Annotated in this window: 15 protein-coding genes and 1 pseudogene; 8 read left to right on the top strand and 8 right to left on the bottom strand. The window is 60.0% G+C overall.

The window, feature by feature from the left end:
- Positions 1–9: 9 nt before the first annotated feature.
- On the top strand, positions 10–234 hold the full coding sequence (locus ACZ47E_RS18505; protein ID WP_034497841.1) for a hypothetical protein: 225 nt from the start codon (positions 10–12) through the stop codon (positions 232–234).
- Positions 235–273: 39 nt separating this feature from the next.
- Here the strand turns inward: ACZ47E_RS18505 and ACZ47E_RS18500 are convergent.
- The 6 genes and pseudogenes from ACZ47E_RS18500 to ACZ47E_RS18475 all read right to left on the bottom strand — a co-directional run bounded on the left by ACZ47E_RS18500 (position 274) and on the right by ACZ47E_RS18475 (position 5,562).
- Positions 274–935: pseudogene (locus ACZ47E_RS18500) on the bottom strand (DUF6766 family protein).
- Between the two features lie 138 nt (positions 936–1,073).
- A complete protein-coding gene (katE, locus tag ACZ47E_RS18495; protein ID WP_108081340.1) occupies positions 1,074–3,227 on the bottom strand; it encodes a catalase in 2,154 nt (717 codons plus the stop codon).
- A 72-nt stretch (positions 3,228–3,299) separates the two neighbouring features.
- A complete protein-coding gene (locus tag ACZ47E_RS18490; protein WP_006700454.1) occupies positions 3,300–3,902 on the bottom strand; it encodes a general stress protein in 603 nt (200 codons plus the stop codon).
- Positions 3,903–3,941: 39 nt separating this feature from the next.
- Complete coding sequence (locus ACZ47E_RS18485; RefSeq protein WP_034497845.1) at positions 3,942–4,259, bottom strand: DUF2147 domain-containing protein; 318 nt, start codon at positions 4,257–4,259, stop codon at positions 3,942–3,944.
- Positions 4,260–4,453: 194 nt separating this feature from the next.
- Entirely contained in the window at positions 4,454–5,071 is a 618-nt protein-coding gene (locus ACZ47E_RS18480; protein ID WP_034498483.1) for a flavodoxin family protein, read from the bottom strand.
- A gap of 83 nt (positions 5,072–5,154) precedes the next feature.
- Complete coding sequence (locus ACZ47E_RS18475) at positions 5,155–5,562, bottom strand: low affinity iron permease family protein (protein WP_034497847.1); 408 nt, start codon at positions 5,560–5,562, stop codon at positions 5,155–5,157.
- 244 nt (positions 5,563–5,806) lie between these two features.
- Between ACZ47E_RS18475 and ACZ47E_RS18470 the strand changes: the two genes are divergently transcribed.
- From ACZ47E_RS18470 to ACZ47E_RS18440, 7 genes are all read left to right on the top strand, one after another.
- The gene (locus ACZ47E_RS18470; protein WP_004444538.1) at positions 5,807–6,010 is read left to right on the top strand and encodes a CsbD family protein; all 204 of its coding nucleotides are present in this window, start codon (positions 5,807–5,809) and stop codon (positions 6,008–6,010) included.
- Between the two features lie 234 nt (positions 6,011–6,244).
- Positions 6,245–7,393, top strand: coding sequence for an extracellular solute-binding protein (locus ACZ47E_RS18465; RefSeq protein ID WP_108081339.1), 1,149 nt, complete (start codon positions 6,245–6,247; stop codon positions 7,391–7,393).
- 32 nt (positions 7,394–7,425) lie between these two features.
- Positions 7,426–8,274, top strand: coding sequence for an ABC transporter permease (locus ACZ47E_RS18460; protein ID WP_234826085.1), 849 nt, complete (start codon positions 7,426–7,428; stop codon positions 8,272–8,274).
- A 1-nt stretch (position 8,275) separates the two neighbouring features.
- A complete protein-coding gene (locus tag ACZ47E_RS18455) occupies positions 8,276–9,100 on the top strand; it encodes an ABC transporter permease (protein WP_464017114.1) in 825 nt (274 codons plus the stop codon).
- Positions 9,101–9,109: 9 nt separating this feature from the next.
- Entirely contained in the window at positions 9,110–10,144 is a 1,035-nt protein-coding gene (locus ACZ47E_RS18450) for an ABC transporter ATP-binding protein (RefSeq protein WP_108081337.1), read from the top strand.
- A 1-nt stretch (position 10,145) separates the two neighbouring features.
- Positions 10,146–10,982 carry a glycerophosphodiester phosphodiesterase gene (locus ACZ47E_RS18445; RefSeq protein WP_034497855.1) on the top strand — a complete coding sequence of 279 codons (837 nt, stop codon included), beginning with the start codon at positions 10,146–10,148 and terminating at the stop codon, positions 10,980–10,982.
- On the top strand, positions 10,979–11,788 hold the full coding sequence (locus ACZ47E_RS18440; protein ID WP_034497857.1) for an inositol monophosphatase family protein: 810 nt from the start codon (positions 10,979–10,981) through the stop codon (positions 11,786–11,788). The genes ACZ47E_RS18445 and ACZ47E_RS18440 overlap by 4 nt, the downstream gene beginning before the upstream one ends.
- Before the next feature lie 39 nt (positions 11,789–11,827).
- Here the strand turns inward: ACZ47E_RS18440 and ACZ47E_RS18435 are convergent, their stop codons facing one another.
- On the bottom strand, positions 11,828–13,639 hold the full coding sequence (locus tag ACZ47E_RS18435; protein ID WP_108081335.1) for an ABC transporter ATP-binding protein: 1,812 nt from the start codon (positions 13,637–13,639) through the stop codon (positions 11,828–11,830).
- Between the two features lie 4 nt (positions 13,640–13,643).
- Positions 13,644–15,428, bottom strand: a complete 1,785-nt coding sequence (locus ACZ47E_RS18430) for a gamma-glutamyltransferase family protein (protein ID WP_112552828.1) — start codon at positions 15,426–15,428, stop codon at positions 13,644–13,646.
- Between the last annotated feature and the right edge of the window lie 10 nt (positions 15,429–15,438).

Below are 15,438 nucleotides of genomic sequence, written 5' to 3'. Positions count from 1 at the left end.
GAGGCGATAATGGCACATGCAGACAGGAAACACTTCGGAAAAGGCACGCAGGGGGAAGGTACCGGCGCAGGCGCAATGACCGAGCTGGACAAGGGAAGCATTGAGGAAAACCAGATCCTTTCCAACCGCGACAAGAAGCAGCATTCGAAAGAGCGGGGCCAGGACGGTGCCGCCATCAAGACCGATCAGGAACAGGACCACGTCGCCAACAGGCGTCCCTGGGATAAACGCTGATGGGGGCGGTCAGGCTTTGGGATCCATCCCCACTGCCTTTCACCCGCCGGTCTCGCTATGGGGTGCTGCCACAGGCTTGGATTCGGGCGACCGCCTGAACCGCAGGAAGATGGACAGGACGATCAGGACAGCGGTGGAAAGGAATTCCGACTGCCAGTTCTGGAAGGACTCGAACCAGAATTCAACGCTTCCCAGATGTGCCATTTCAATGTCGTCGCCGGTTCGCCATGCAGGCGTGCCTCCACTGCCGCGGCATCGGCGCTGTATCTCAGATGCAGCAGGAAGCTAGCTACAAAAAGAACAAACAGCGCCACGCCGAGCGAATAGGAATAGACGACGCGAATGATGCCGCCGGCCCTGACCGCCCATGGTGCATCAGGGTCGTTTTTCTTGCGTGAAGGGTCCTCGTCTTGCGCTGTCGGCTCATCGGGATCCTTGGATTCTGCGGACCCGCGCTGGAACAGGAATGCCGTCAACACCACATAGGCCGACATCTGCAAAAATTCGCTTTCCCAGTTTTCGAACAGCGCCGAAAGGAAATGCCCGCTCGTGGCGTAGGACAAAAGCGTGAGCGGTTTATCATGATGTTGCACGAGTTCATCATTGTGAACGACCCAGCCTGTGGCGAACATGCCGCCGATCGTCAGCAGTGATGCAAGGACAAGGACGATGGTCAATCCGTTGTCGCGGACAAGCTTCATAATCAGACCTCGCTCTGGACAAGACCTCCGGGTGAGAAGTGCCGCCAAATGTGGCGGCACTTTCGTCTGCCGGTGCTGCGGCGCACTGGCCGCGGGCGCGGCGCTCCCTTAAACGATGAGGGCACGCCGCCGGTTGCGTTATCCGTTAGCGACAGGGACTGATGCCTTGCCAAGCTTGACCGATGGTTCGCGCGCCCAAACGCGCAACTTGCCGAGTTCGGAAACAAAGGCTGCCAGCCCGTCTTCTCCCGGCAGAGGCAAGACGCCTTCATCCATGGCATCGGCAATTCCGGCCTTTTCCAGCAATGGCAGGGCCGACTGGTCATAACCGATGAACTTGCAGTGCTGGAACGCATCCGCGACAAAATCCCGGGCCGTCGCTTCCTTGACGAGATCGTCGATGGCCTCTGCCGATGTCAACAAGGCCACCGCATCAAAGAGAACCGAAGGACCGCCATCGATCATGTAATGCGCTTTAATGAGAGTGCCGTCCGAAGCCACGGCGCCCCCGACTTTAGGCGCGATCAACTCGAAGACGGCCTTCTCGGCCGTAACAGCCTCGGTCAGCCCCTGCAGCAATTTTGCGTCGACGCCATCCGTAATGAGAATGCCGAGCTTGCGCCCTTCGAAACGTTGCGGCCCTCGATTGACGATGCTGAGGGCGGGTGAAGGCTCCAGGTCCTGCCGGGTCGGCACTGCCGCCTCCGCCGGTTTAGGCATCGTCTGGAAACCAAGCTTCTGGGCAACTGTCGACGCAAGCGTTTCATCGATGTTGAGGAGATGCGACACCATCCGTTCACGTATGGCGACCGTCTCCACCCTGCTCAGCTCGAAAGTGAGGGCGGAGGCGATATGGCGCTGTTCGGGAGGAGTCTGGCTGAGATAGAATTGCCTGGCCTGACTATAATGATCTGCGAAGCTCTCCGGCCGCAATCTCGCCTTGGCGCCCTGCTCTTCGCCTGCAAAATGTGTAAAGCCGCGCGCTGGCGATTCTCGCGGGCCTTCGCCAAAGGAGTTTGGCTGATAATTGGCGCGCCCGGTTGGATTGCGCATCGCCATGTGGCCATCCTGCTGGAAATGCGCGAAGGGACACTTGGGCGCATTGATGGGCAGGTGCGTGAAGTTCGGCCCGCCGAGACGCTTCAATTGTGTATCGAGATAGGAGAAATTTCTTCCCTGCAGCAGCGGGTCGTTACTGAAATCGATCCCCGGCGGCACGTTCTGCGTCATGAACGCCACCTGTTCGGTTTCGGCAAAGAAGTTGTCTGGCATGCGGTCGAGAACCAGCCTGCCGACCGGCTGCGGCGGCAATATCTCCTCGGGAATGATTTTGGTGGGATCGAGGACATCGAAATCGAAGCTGTCGGCGAAATCCTGGTCGAAAAGCTGGACCTGCAACTCCCATTCCGGAAAATTGCCGGACTGGATGGCCGCCCAGAGATCGCGACGGTGGAAATCAGGATCGGCACCATTGATCTTCACCGCCTCGTTCCACGCCACGGACTGGAGACCCAGCTTCGGCTTCCAGTGAAACTTCACGAAAGTCGACTGGTTTTTCGCGTTGATGAAACGGAAGGTGTGCACGCCGAACCCTTCCATGAACCGGAACGACCGCGGAATGGTGCGGTCGGACATGATCCACATGACCATGTTCATGCTTTCGGGCGTGAGGCTGATGAAATCCCAGAACGTATCATGAGCCGTTTGCGCCTGCGGAAAGTCGCGGTCTGGCTCCTGTTTTGCGGCATGGATGAGGTCGGGAAATTTGATGGCGTCCTGGATGAAGAATACCGGGATATTGTTGCCGACGAGATCCCAGTTGCCTTCCTGCGTATAAAGCTTGACGGCGAAGCCGCGCACGTCGCGCGCAAGATCGAAAGAGCCCTTATTGCCGGCCACGGTCGAAAAACGCACGAAAGCGGGGGTTTTTTCGCCCGCACGCTGGAAAAGATCCGCTTTCGTGTAGGCGGCTAGGGAATCGTAGGTCTCGAAATAGCCATGGGCCCCATAACCGCGGGCATGAACGACACGTTCTGGAATTCGCTCATGATCGAAATGAAAGAGCTTTTCCCTGAAATGGAAATCGTCCATGACAAGCGGGCCACGAGGACCGACGCGAAGCGTATTCTGGTCGTCGGCGACTGGCCCGCCCTGCGCTGTCGTAAAGACGGGTGCGTCGCCTTCGGCGGTCTGGTGCAACTCGCCGCCCTCGCCGCGGGAAAGTTTCTGGTCGTGGATCGTAACAACGTCGCTTTTTCCCGCCGATGCGGTGGTGTCCGGTTTTTTGGCCATGGTAACTCCTGAAAGCTTTTCGCAAGGGCGTGGCAGGACGCCACGCCCGGTGGGCGGTGAGGAATGCTCCTGTCAAAGCGCCGAGCGGCGATATCGGTTCCGCTCCTGCTCAACATCTTCAGCGGCGTAGGGCCTCGACGTTTCGTCAAAACGCGTCCAGCCCTCCTGACCATAGGCCGAACGCCGTTCGAAGGGATCGACCCAGTTCGAGCGTCGGAGGATAGCCTCCGCCTCAGGCACAAAATCGTCTTCAACCCGCGCAGTGACGAGAGTTCCGCCTCTGCGCACGCCCTCCGCATAGACATTGGCGTCCTCTTCCGAAACGCCTGAGCGGGTCATGGCTCCGATCAATCCGCCAGTGGCTCCTCCGGCAACAGCACCGCCTGCCGCACCCACGGCGGTGGCGGCCAGCCAGCCAGCGGCGACGACGGGTCCGACACCGGGTATAGCCATCATGCCGAGGCCCGTCAGCAGGCCGCCGGCGCCGCCGACAATGGCCCCGATGCCGGCACCGGTGCCGGCACCTTCAGCGGCTTTGCTGTCCTCGCCGTGGCGTCTGTCGGCGTTACTGGCCACAATGCTGATGTCGCTTGAGGGGATGCCCGCGCGCTCGAGTTCGCTGACGGCGTTACTTGCATCATCATAATCATCAAAAAGTGCAGTTACGGTTCTCATCATGTTTCTCCCAAAAGTCCGTGCGCTTAAGTCCTGCCCTCACCTGGCGACGACGTTGCCCTGGTAATCGAGTGCTATGGCCACGGTTTTTCCGTCTTTCATTCCCGATGCCATCCACACGCCCTTGTCATTCTTGGTGAGGCCTGTGATCCCGGTGTAACCGGACTCCTCCATCCGCTTCTTCGCCTGCGCCTCCGTGAAGCTGTTGGCGCCTTCCACCGGAGCCGTCGGATTTTTCGTATCCGGCGTCACAACCACCGGCGTATCACCACCGGGATTTGCTGTCGGAGCCTGCTGGGCAAAGGCCGAAACAGCCCCGGCTCCAACAAACAACGCCATGAAAAAAGTCTTCTTCATTTGGGTCTTCCTCCCTTTTCACCATCAGCCATACTTCCCGTCGGAGACGGTGCCTTTCCGGCCCGGGAAAGGCACCTTCCGAACAAAGCGGGAGGCGGAGAGTTCCAAAAAATAATGAGGGGGTGCCGCTTGAACCGTCGCCTCCGCGCGGCGACCGAGGCGGTGCCTGTTCACCAGCCGGAACAAAATCCGCGCTACTGATCGCTGCCGGGATACGGGGAATTCCTGAGAAGAGCCGCCAGGTGCGCGGTATTGCGCACCAGCATGCTGACCATGGTTTTGACGGCATCGGGCGTCTTGTCCAGATCGACGAAATTCGTCGACCCCATCGCTTCCCCGACCCAATAGGCAACAGCATTGGCAGGGATGGTGAAGCCGACGTCATTCAGCGCCTGAAAGAGCTCCGCCGAGACATGGTGGGCGCCGTCTTCATTTCCGACAACCGCGACAGCCGCAACCCGGCCATAAGAAACCATCCGACCCTCATCATCGGTTTCCTCCAGGAATGCATCCATGCGCTCCAGCGCTCTCTTGCAAACGCTCGAAGGTTGGCCAAGCCAGATCGGTGTTCCCATGAGCAGGATATCGGCCTTCAGTATTTTTTCCCGAATGGCCGGCCAGGCATCGCCTTCGCCCTCGTCTGAACTGACGCCCGGCTTGATATCGTGATCGGCGAGCCTGATCGTCTCGGCCTTGATATCCTGGCGGGCGAATTCCCGTAATATGAGGTCCAGCAGCTTCTCGGTGGAGGATGGTTCAGACGTGGCCGACGGTTTGAGCGTCGCGTTCAGAGCAAGAACGGTGAGTGACATGGTAACTCCTTCTGCCATACGGTCTTTCCAGGGTTTGGAAAGTGTTGTGAACAATGATCGGCCATCGGTCAGGAGGCCGGTGACTAACGCCGGGAAAGCAGACGATCCATGGCGTGATGGGGCGGCGGCTTGTTGCTTTCCCGCCCGTTTTCTTTTTCGAGACGGGTCCGGATCTCCTCGATCTCGTCCTCCGTCAGATGCTCGATGCCGATGAAGTCGGCGCGCGCCTGCTCTACGGCCCGCAGCAACTCGTCCAGTTTCGCCTCCATCGCGGCGGAATCCCTGTTCTGGGAATTCTGTACGAGAAAAATCATCAGGAAGGTGACGATCGTTGTGCCGGTGTTGATGACGAGTTGCCAGACCTCCGAAAAATCAAACAGGGGTCCGCTGATGCCCCAGATGAGGACGGTGGCGAGCGCTACGACAAAGGCGCTGGGCGAACCTGAGAAAGATGCGATACGGCTCGCAAAGCGAGTGAAGAACTTGTTCATGACACGCTGAACCCTGCGGCTCTACACGAAAGCAAAGCCCGCTAAGGACCGTGGCTTTCCAGTGAAGCTAACAATCGAGGGCAGCGATTGTTCCGTCATGCAGAAACGCACACGGAAAGGAATTCTGTGCCGCGCTTTATCTTCGCGCAATGTTTCAAGCCCGGGTGCGATGTTCACATTTTGCCGGAACCCGATCTGCCTTCGCACATTTACAGGTGCAGACCAAAAACAGTGGGAGGATCCAATGGATTGGAATCGTGTTGAAGGCAACTGGAAGCAGATGAAGGGCAAGGTCAAGGAGCAGTGGGGCAAACTCACCGACGACGACCTTGACGTCATCAACGGCAAGCGCGAACAGCTGGAAGGCAAGATTCAGGAGCGCTACGGTTACGAGAAGGACCGCACCCGAAAAGACATTGACGACTGGTATGGTCGCCAGACCTGGTAACGGAAACCCCGCTTCGGCGGGGTTTTTCTTTATGCTCCGTCGCGAATAGGCGCGATATGAGCGCGCGGCTCCGAGGCGTCGCGGGCGGACTGTCACGAAAGCGTTATGGAAAGACATTAGAACCGCCGCCGGCTGGTCCAAAAATGCACGGCTGTGCAACGACTGGCCTTCGCCTACCAGCCCCTCGGGCAGCGCTCGACAGTTCCACTCGCGCCGACAATATCGGAGACATAGATGAAACGCCGCACCTTTATGATGTCCGCCGCAGGCGCCGCCGGTCTCGCCCTTGCACCGCGCATGAGCTTCGCCGCTGCAGGCACGATCGACTGGTACACCAGTTCGGATACAAACATCCTCGATTTCTGGTCCAACACGATCAAGCCCGCCTTTGAAGCCGCCAATCCTGGCCTGAAGCTCAATCTGGTCGACGCCGGCGACGGCGCCGGCATTATCGCCATCGGCGAGCGCGCCGTTGCCGCGAAGCAGACCGGTACCGATCCGCAGGCCGATTATTTCGAAACGGCCGATCCCCTGCTGCCTGCCGGCGCCATCGAAGCCGGTATCTATGTGAACATGGCGAAGGCCGGCCTTTCCAACTATTCGCGTGTCAATCCGCTCGCTATCCAGAGCGAGTACAGCCTGCCCTATCGCGGCAGCCAGGTCCTGCTCGCCTATGACACGAGCAAGCTGAAGCCGGCGGATGCGCCGAAGACATGGGATCAGCTCGTCAGCTGGATCAAGGCCAATCCGGGTCAATTCGTTTACAACCGCCCCGACAAAGGCGGTTCGGGCGGCAATTTCGTTCGTCGCGCCATCCATCAGGCGAACGGCCTTGACCCCAAGGCATTCACTGTCGACAATTACACGCCGGAAGCAGGCGACAAGGCCCTCGGCAAGGCATGGGAACTGCTCAAGGACATCGCACCGTCGCTTTACGACAAGGGCGCCTACTCGTCCGGCAACACCCAGTCGTTGCAGCTTCTTTCCCAGGGCGTCGTCACCATGACCCCGGTCTGGTCCGACCAGGTGCTTCAGGCCATCGACCAGGGCGTTCTGCCGAAGGAAACCGGTCTGGTGCAGCTTCAGGATCTCGCGCTGTGCGGCAATTTTTCGCGTGCCGTCGTACTGGCGAACGGCGCCAATCGCGATGCGGCCCTGAAGCTCGCGAATTTCGTGCTGTCGGAAGAAATCCAGGGGGCAATCCTCACCGAACTTGGCGGCTTCCCCGGCGTTTCCTGGGACTTTGTGCCGGCAGAACTGCGCAAGCGTTTCGCCGACATCATCCCCCAGACCATTCCAACCTTCCCGGCCGGTAAATGGGAAACCGCCATCAATGATGGCTGGTATCGCAACGTCGCTCCCAACGTTGACCGCAAGTCGTGACCGAAGTCACAGAAGGAGCGGCTCGCACGCTCATGGACAATACGTCAGGCAGGAGGCCAAGCGGCCTCCTGCTCGTTGCCATGCCCGTATTCCTGATGATCTGGCTCGTTATATGGCCAGCGATCAACGCCATCGGCCGCACTGTCTGGCGCATCGACGCCAATGGTGAAACGCGTTTCGACCTTTCCAGCTACGCCTTTTTCTTCTCGGACCGCTACAGTCTCGACAATCTTGCCGTGACATTGTGGACGACGATGGTCTGCGCGATCCTCCTGCTGGTCATCTGCCTGCCGATCGCGCTTTATCTGCGCTTTTCGCAGGGCCGCCTCTCGGCATACGTGCAGGCGCTGGCCATATTCCCGATGTTCGTGCCCTCCATCATCCTCGCCTTCGCCTTCATCCGCGTTCTCGGTCCGAACGGCATGGTTGACATATTGCTCAACGCCGTCGACCTGCCGAAAATCCGCACGCCCTATCTCACGCCCTGGGGACCCGTCATCGGTCTTGTCTGGGACAATATTCCGCTGACCGTGCTTATCCTGCTCGCGGGGCTGGGAAGCGTTGCCAACCAGTCGGTAGAGGCGGCGCGGGATGTCGGCGCAAACGCGCTGCAGGTTTTCTGTCACATCATCCTGCCACGCATTACCAATTCCATTCTCGTGGCGCTTTCCTTTTCGGTGCTCGGCATTTTTTCCTCCTTCACCCTTCCATATCTTCTCGGACCGGCCTCTCCCGAAATGCTTGGCCCTTTCATGCAGCGCACGCTGCGCGAAGTGCAGGATCCCATCGGCGCCATGACACAGGCCGTCATCGCTTTCGGTTTCTGCATTGCTTTCGGCCTGTTTTATGTGCGTTCGGTCGCGCGCAACCAGGGGAAATGACATGACGACGATGACGCGGGCTCGAGCCCGCATGGACTGGCCAGGCATTTTTTTTGCTACGCTTCTCACCATCGCCATCGTCGGGCCGCTGCTTGTTGTGGGCACATGGGCATTCACCGAGGTCTGGCGTTTCCCCAATGTCATCCCACAACAGTTCGGTTTCCGGTTCTGGGGCCAGACACTTGGCCGCGCTGACGTGTGGAACGCTTTGATGCTGAGCCTGCGGCTGACGACGGTTGTGACGCTGCTTTCGGCGGTGATCTGCCTTCCTGCCGCATACGCCTTCGCGCGTATGAGCTTTCCCGGCCGCAACCTCCTGTTCTTCTCCTTCCTCGCCGGCCACGCCTTTCCGAAATTCGGGCTTCTGGTGGCAATTGCCGCCATTTTCCTGCAGCTCAACCTCATCGGTACCTTCTGGGGCGTCGTTCTCATCCAGCTGGTCGGCACGCTGATGTTCATGATCTGGATTCCCGTGGCGGCCTTCCAGGCCGTCGATCGGCGCATGGAAGAAGCCGCCCGGGATGTCGGCGCCAGCCCGCTCAGGGTCTTCTGGTCAATTACCCTGCCACAGGCGGGACCGACTATTGCCGCCGCCGTTATGCTGAGCCTCGTTGGTACTTTTTATGAGACCGAAGGTGCATGGCTGATCGGGGCGCCCGGCATTCGCACGATGCCGGTCTTGATGATCAGCTACATCAACAACCAGATGGTCATCCAGTATGGTGCAGTTCTGTCCGTCCTGCTCTGGGTGCCATCCTTCATCGCCCTCATGTTCGCCCGCCGCGTCATCGGAGGCGGCGCAGTTGCCCGCGGTTTCGGCGGTTAGGAAATCTACATGTCCGTACTCCACATTCGCCAGGTCACGAAAAGCTTTTCCGGTGGCACCAAGGCAGTCGACAGTTTCTCGCTCGATGTCGCTGATGGCGAACTCGTCTGCCTTCTCGGCCCCTCCGGTTCGGGAAAATCGACGCTGCTGCGCATGGTTGGCGGGTTCGAGCAACCGACAGGCGGGCAAATCACCATAGATGGCGAAGACGTCACCCGCCTGCCTCCGGAGCGGCGGCCGACCGGCATGGTATTCCAGAGCCACGCGCTCTGGAGCCACATGAATGTGTTCAAAAACCTTGCTTTCGGCCTCAAACTGCGCCGCATGCCGGCTGCCGTGATCAGGGAGAAAGTGGAGGCCGTGCTCGAACTCGTCGGTCTCTGCGGTTATGGCGAGCGAGCCACGAGCCAGCTTTCGGGCGGCCAGCAGCAGCGTGTGGCGCTTGCCCGCTCGCTGGTTCTGGAGCCGAAAATCCTGCTTCTCGACGAGCCCTTCGCCAGTCTCGACCAGCATCTGCGCGAAAGGCTGCGGGAAGAGGTTCGGGATATCCAGCAGCGTCTCGGCATCACCACGCTGTTTGTTACCCACGGCCAGGATGAAGCGCTTTCCATGGCAGACCGCATCGTCGTGATGGCGAATGGCAAGACCGAACAGATCGACCGGCCGAATGTGATCTACCGGGAGCCGAAGACCCCGTTCGTCGCCGGCTTCATCGGCACCATGAACCTGATTGAGGGCATGGTTTCAGGTGGGAACTTCATGCGCGCTGGCTTCACCTTTCCGCTTCCCGTCTCTGATGGCCCGACCATTCTCGCCGTTCGCCCGGAAGCCATCGATCTGGCGACCTCCGAAACACCGGAGGGGAGTGTGCACCGGGTGACGGATTATGGCACCCATGGCCTTGTCGACCTTGATCTGACCGATGGTACCAGGATCAAATCCATGGTCTCCCATCCGGATATGTTCCGGGCGGGACAGGGGGTACGGATTTCGCCCCGTTCCATCACGGCCTATCGCGACAACCGCCCGATCTACCGGAGCTGACATGACCCATCCGATACTCATCGACCGCAACGGCCACAAAACCTGGCTCAAATGGCACCGCGGCCGCCGCCGTGCTTCCGATCCGGTCTTTACGGGGGAGCGCATCATCGAAGCGATGCGGCTCGGTGCAAGCATCGAAGTCGATCTCGTCATTCATGCCGATCACGGTTGCGCCGTTTTGCATGACCGGACGCTGGAGCGGGAAACCACTGGCACCGGCCGGGTACGAGATACATCCGCCGCAACCCTGCGACAGCTTCACCTGCGCGATAATGACGGCCAGCCAATCGCTTCGAAAGTGATGTTGCTCGAAGACCTTTGCGCCCTGCTTGCGGACGACACCGTTCATCCCGACGCCCTGCTACAGCTCGATTTCAAGGAAAACCGGCAGGCGCTTGCCCCACAGGTAGTCGCCGGCTTCGGGATAAGCGTTTCACCCATCGCAAAGTCGGTGATCCTGTCAGGCGGCGATTTCGACGCTATTACCGCGCTGGCTCGCTCGGCCCCCGGCCTTCGCACTGGCTATGACCCCTGCCATCGCGGCACCCTTGCAGAGTTGAAGGCAAGCGGAAACTATCTGGGCTTCATCGAAGACGCCCTTGCCACAGCACCCGATGCGGACATGATCTACCTCGCGTACGAGATCGTGCTTGCAGCTGCGGATGCTGGTGTCGATATCATCGCCCCGATCCATGCCGCGGGCCGCCGTGTGGATGCTTGGACGATCAACAGCGTCACGCCGCAATCCACTGATGCAGTCGAGCGGCTCTTGAGGCTGAAGGTGGACCAGATCACCACCGATGACCCGGAAGGGCTCGCAGAGGTTTTCAGAAAATGACAGTCAATTACAGCGCCATCCTCGAGCACATGGTCGCCACCGCCCGCGAAGCCGGCGCACTGACGCTCGACCATTTCCGGCGCTTTCGCGACATCGAGATTGGCGTCAAGGGGCCGGGAGACTTCGTTTCCGACGCCGACAGGGATTCCGAGACGCTGATCCGAAAGCGTCTGCTCGGCCAATATCCCTGGGGACTAACCGGCGAGGAATTTGCGCCTGTGGAAGGAGCCGATCAGGATCATCGCTGGCTGGTCGATCCAATCGACGGCACCACCAATTTCCTCTTCGGCCAACATTACACGATCACCATCGCGCTCAGGCGCGGCAACGAGACCATATGCGGACTGGTCTACAATCCCGTCTCCGACGAAATGTTTACGACGATCAAGGGCGACGGCGCCTATCTCAACGGCGAGCGCCTGCAGGTCAATGCCAGCACGGATGTTGCCTTGATGTGCGTCGGCACCGGCCTGCCGACGCCCAATCTCCAGCTTTATACCGGCGCCTATCAGCGCCTCGACGCGATCCGAGCGCCCATCGGCGCGGTCCGTGTTGTCGGCAGCGCCGCCAATTCATGCGCTTACGTGGCCTGCGGCCGGCTGACCGGTTATTATGAGGAAACCGGTTTCGTCGACACCGCAGCCGGCATCCTGCTGGTGCAGGAGGCGGGCGGAATCGTGACCGACTGGTGGGGTCGCGGTCCGGAATTCTACGAAAAGACGGGCACGCTGATCGTCGCCAATCCCGCGACCCATGCTTACTTGATGGAGCACCTGCGAGGCGTTCCGCTCAAGAACCCGGCATAAAAGCTTCTTCTTCGAATCATTGATACCGCAGCACCCGCCTCAGGCCACCTGCACCAGATGGCCGGGCGATACCGTCCTGTAGTTTCGCGCAGGTGTTTCATATCCCATAGCCCGTATCGGGCTCTTCAGCTCGTCATTGGATATGCCACGCCTTATCCCCCGCCTCGACGGATCGGGCACTGGCACAGCCGCCATTAGCTTTTTTGTGTAGGGATGCTGCGGATTGTCAAAAACAGCGGCCCGCGGGCCTATCTCGACGATCTCCCCCAAATACATCACCGCGACACGATGGCTGACACGCTCCACCACTGCCATGTCATGCGAGATGAACAGAAAGGCGAGGTTGAGGCTCTGTTGCAGGTCGAGCAGCAGGTTGCACACCTGCGCCTTGATCGAGACATCGAGCGCCGACACACTTTCGTCGGCGACGATAACCTTCGGATCGAGGGCGAGCGCACGGGCAATGGCGATGCGCTGGCGCTGGCCGCCCGAAAATTCATGGGGGTAGCGATTGGCCATGTCGGCTGAAAGCCCGACCTTTTCGAGAAGATCGGCGGTCTTTTCCTTCGCCTGTTTCGCGGTGCCCAATTTATGCTTGATGAAGGGTTCGGAAATTGCCGTACCCACCGTCATGCGCGGATTGAGCGAGGAGAACGGGTCCTGAAAGATCATCTGCACGGATTTGCGCATGTTGCGGAGCCCGACCGTATCGAGACGCATCACATCATAACCATCGAGTGACACATCGCCGGACGACGGCTCCACAAGCCGCATGATCGAGCGGCCGGTGGTGGATTTGCCGCAGCCGGATTCGCCCACAAGCGACAACGTTTCACCCTGAAAGAGATCGAAGGAGACGTTTTCAACGGCGTGAACCGCACCCGTCTGGCGCGCCAGCAGGCCGGACCGGATGGGAAAACGCGTCACGAGGTTCTTCACCGACAGGACCGGCGTCTGACCGCTCGCAACGGTCTCCGCCACCTCCTGAGGCTCGGCCGAAAGACCGGTCTTCATGTCGAGCACGGGAAAACGCGTCGGCCATTGCCGGTCACGCATCGAGCCGAGCTTCGGCACCGCCGAAAGCAGCGCCCGTGTATAGGGATGCTTGCCGCGTTTGAATATCTCCTCGGTCGGCCCGGTCTCGACCTCGTCGCCGCGATACATCACGATCGTCCGGTCGGCGATTTCGGCCACGACGCCCATGTCATGCGTGATGAAGAGCACCGACATGCCCTCCTCTTCCTGCAGCAGTTTTATCAGGTCGAGGATCTGGCCCTGGATGGTCACGTCGAGCGCCGTCGTCGGCTCGTCGGCGATCAGCAGTTTCGGTCGTGAGGCGAGCGCCATGGCGATCATCACGCGCTGGCGCATGCCGCCTGAAAACTGGTGCGGATATTCGTCGAAACGGCCCGCCGCGTTGGGAATTCGGACCTTTTCCAGAAGCCGCACCGTCTCGGCCCGCGCCTCGTGTTTCGAAAGCCCCTTATGGCGAATGAGAACTTCCGAAATCTGACGGCCGATGGTGAAGATCGGATTGAGCGACGTCATCGGCTCCTGAAAGATCATCGAGATATCGTTGCCGCGTACACCGCGCATTTCCTTTTCGGAAAGCGAAAGCAGATCGCGGCCGTTAAGGAGCACCTCGCCTTCTATCCGGCTGGAGGCCGGGGCAAGCAGGCGCATCAGCGACAGCGACGTCACGGATTTGCCGGAACCGGATTCCCCGACAATGGCGACGGTTTCACCGGGCGCGACATCAAAGGAGACATCACGCACGACACTCTTCCATGCGCCATCGACAAGGAAGGAGGTGGTGAGGTTGCGGACGGAGAGGACTGGTTTTGTCTCCATGGTTTCACCGTCCTACCGCATAGGCCTGCATCAACCGCGGTGTTGCGGCGGCGCGCAGCAGGCCGTCCGCATCGCGGCGCGCCGCGGTGAGCCGCCCCACCGACCAGGCATCGGCAACGGTAACCCGGTGGCCACGACGGCGAAGCTCGGCGAGCGTTGCCTCGCCCACTGTGCCCTCCACCATGATTTCACCCGGTGAACTGGTGCGCGGATAAAACGAACCCGGAAAATGCGAGGTATGGAACAAGGGCATGTCGATCGACGCCTGCAGGTTCTTGCCGTGGTGGGCATAACGCAGGAAGAAGGGCAGCTGCCACTGGTCCTGCTGGTCGCCACCCGGCGTACCGAAGACCATGGAAGGCCGGCCCTGATGCAGCGCAAGCGAGGGCGTCAATGTGGTGCGCGGGCGTTTACCCGGCGCAAGCGAGGTCGGCAGGCCTTCCTTCAGCCAGAACATCTGGGCGCGGGAATTGAGCGCGAAACCGAGGCCGGGCACTATGGGGGATGACTGCAGCCAGCCGCCCGATGGCGTGGTGGAAACCATGTTGCCCCAGCGGTCGATGACATCGATATGCACGGTGTCACCGCGCTTTTCGGTCAGATGCGACATGGTCGGCTCGTAGACGGTGCCCTTGCCGCTCATTTCCGCCAGCATCGCCATTGTCGCGTCCACCTGCTTTTCGTAACCCGGCACGATGCCTGGGCGCAGCTCCAGCGAGGCCTCGCTGCCAATCAGCGCGCGACGTCCGGCATTATAGCCTTCCGACAGGAGATATTCCGTCGGAATCTGCCCGAATTCCGGATCGCCGTAATAGACTTCGCGGTCAGCAAAGGCGAGCTTCATGGCTTCGACGATGGTGTGGATGAAATCGGGACCGGACGGGTCCATGGCCGCAATGTCGAAGCCCTTCAGCAGCGCAAGCGATTGCAGCAGAACCGGACCCTGCCCCCAGGCTGGCGTCTTGGCAATCGTCCAGTCGTGATAATCGAGCGTCTGCGGCGCTTCCACGGTAGCGCTCCACCCGGCCATATCCTGCGCGGTCAGCACACCCTTGTGCCTTGTGCCGCTGGCATCCATCACCTCTGAAGTGCTGACGTAACTGTCGATGGCTTCCGCAACGAAACCCCGGTAGAAGGCATCGCGCGCCGCCTCGATCTGGTTTTCGCGGCCAGAACGCGCTTCAGCTTCAGTGATGATCCGCTGATAGGTCGCCGCCAGAACAGGATTACGAAAATTGGCGTGGGGCTCCGGTGCGGCCCCGCCCGGCAGCCATGTTTCGTAGGAAGTCGGCCATTCCTTTTCGAAGAAATCGGCTAGCCCCTTGATGGTGGCAGAGACACGCGGCAGCGTCGGATGCCCTTGTTCGGCATAATAGATGGCCGGTTCCAGCACCTCACGAACGGTCATCGTGCCATAGTCGCGCAGCATCAGCATCCAGCCATCGAAGGCGCCGGGAATGACGGTGGCGAGCAGCCCGTCGCCCGGGATGAGTTTCAGACCTTCCGAAGTATAATGTTCAATCGTCGCACCGCTCGGAGCCGGGCCCTGGGCGCAGATGACCTCCACCTTGTCCTTCTGCTTCGAATAAAACACGGCGGGCATATCACCGCCCGGACCGCACAGATGCGGCTCGACGATCTGCAGCACGAAGCCGGTGGCGACGGCGGCGTCGAAGGCATTGCCGCCCTTCTCGAGGATTGCCATGCCAACCGCCGAGGCGATCCAGTGGGTTGAGGTGACGACGCCGAAGGTGCCAAGGATTTCAGGGCGTGTGGTGAAATCAGTCATTCCGATATTC

Source organism: Agrobacterium sp. 5Ca39 (genome assembly GCF_055382365.1).
This window is presented reverse-complemented; position numbering and strand designations above follow the sequence as displayed.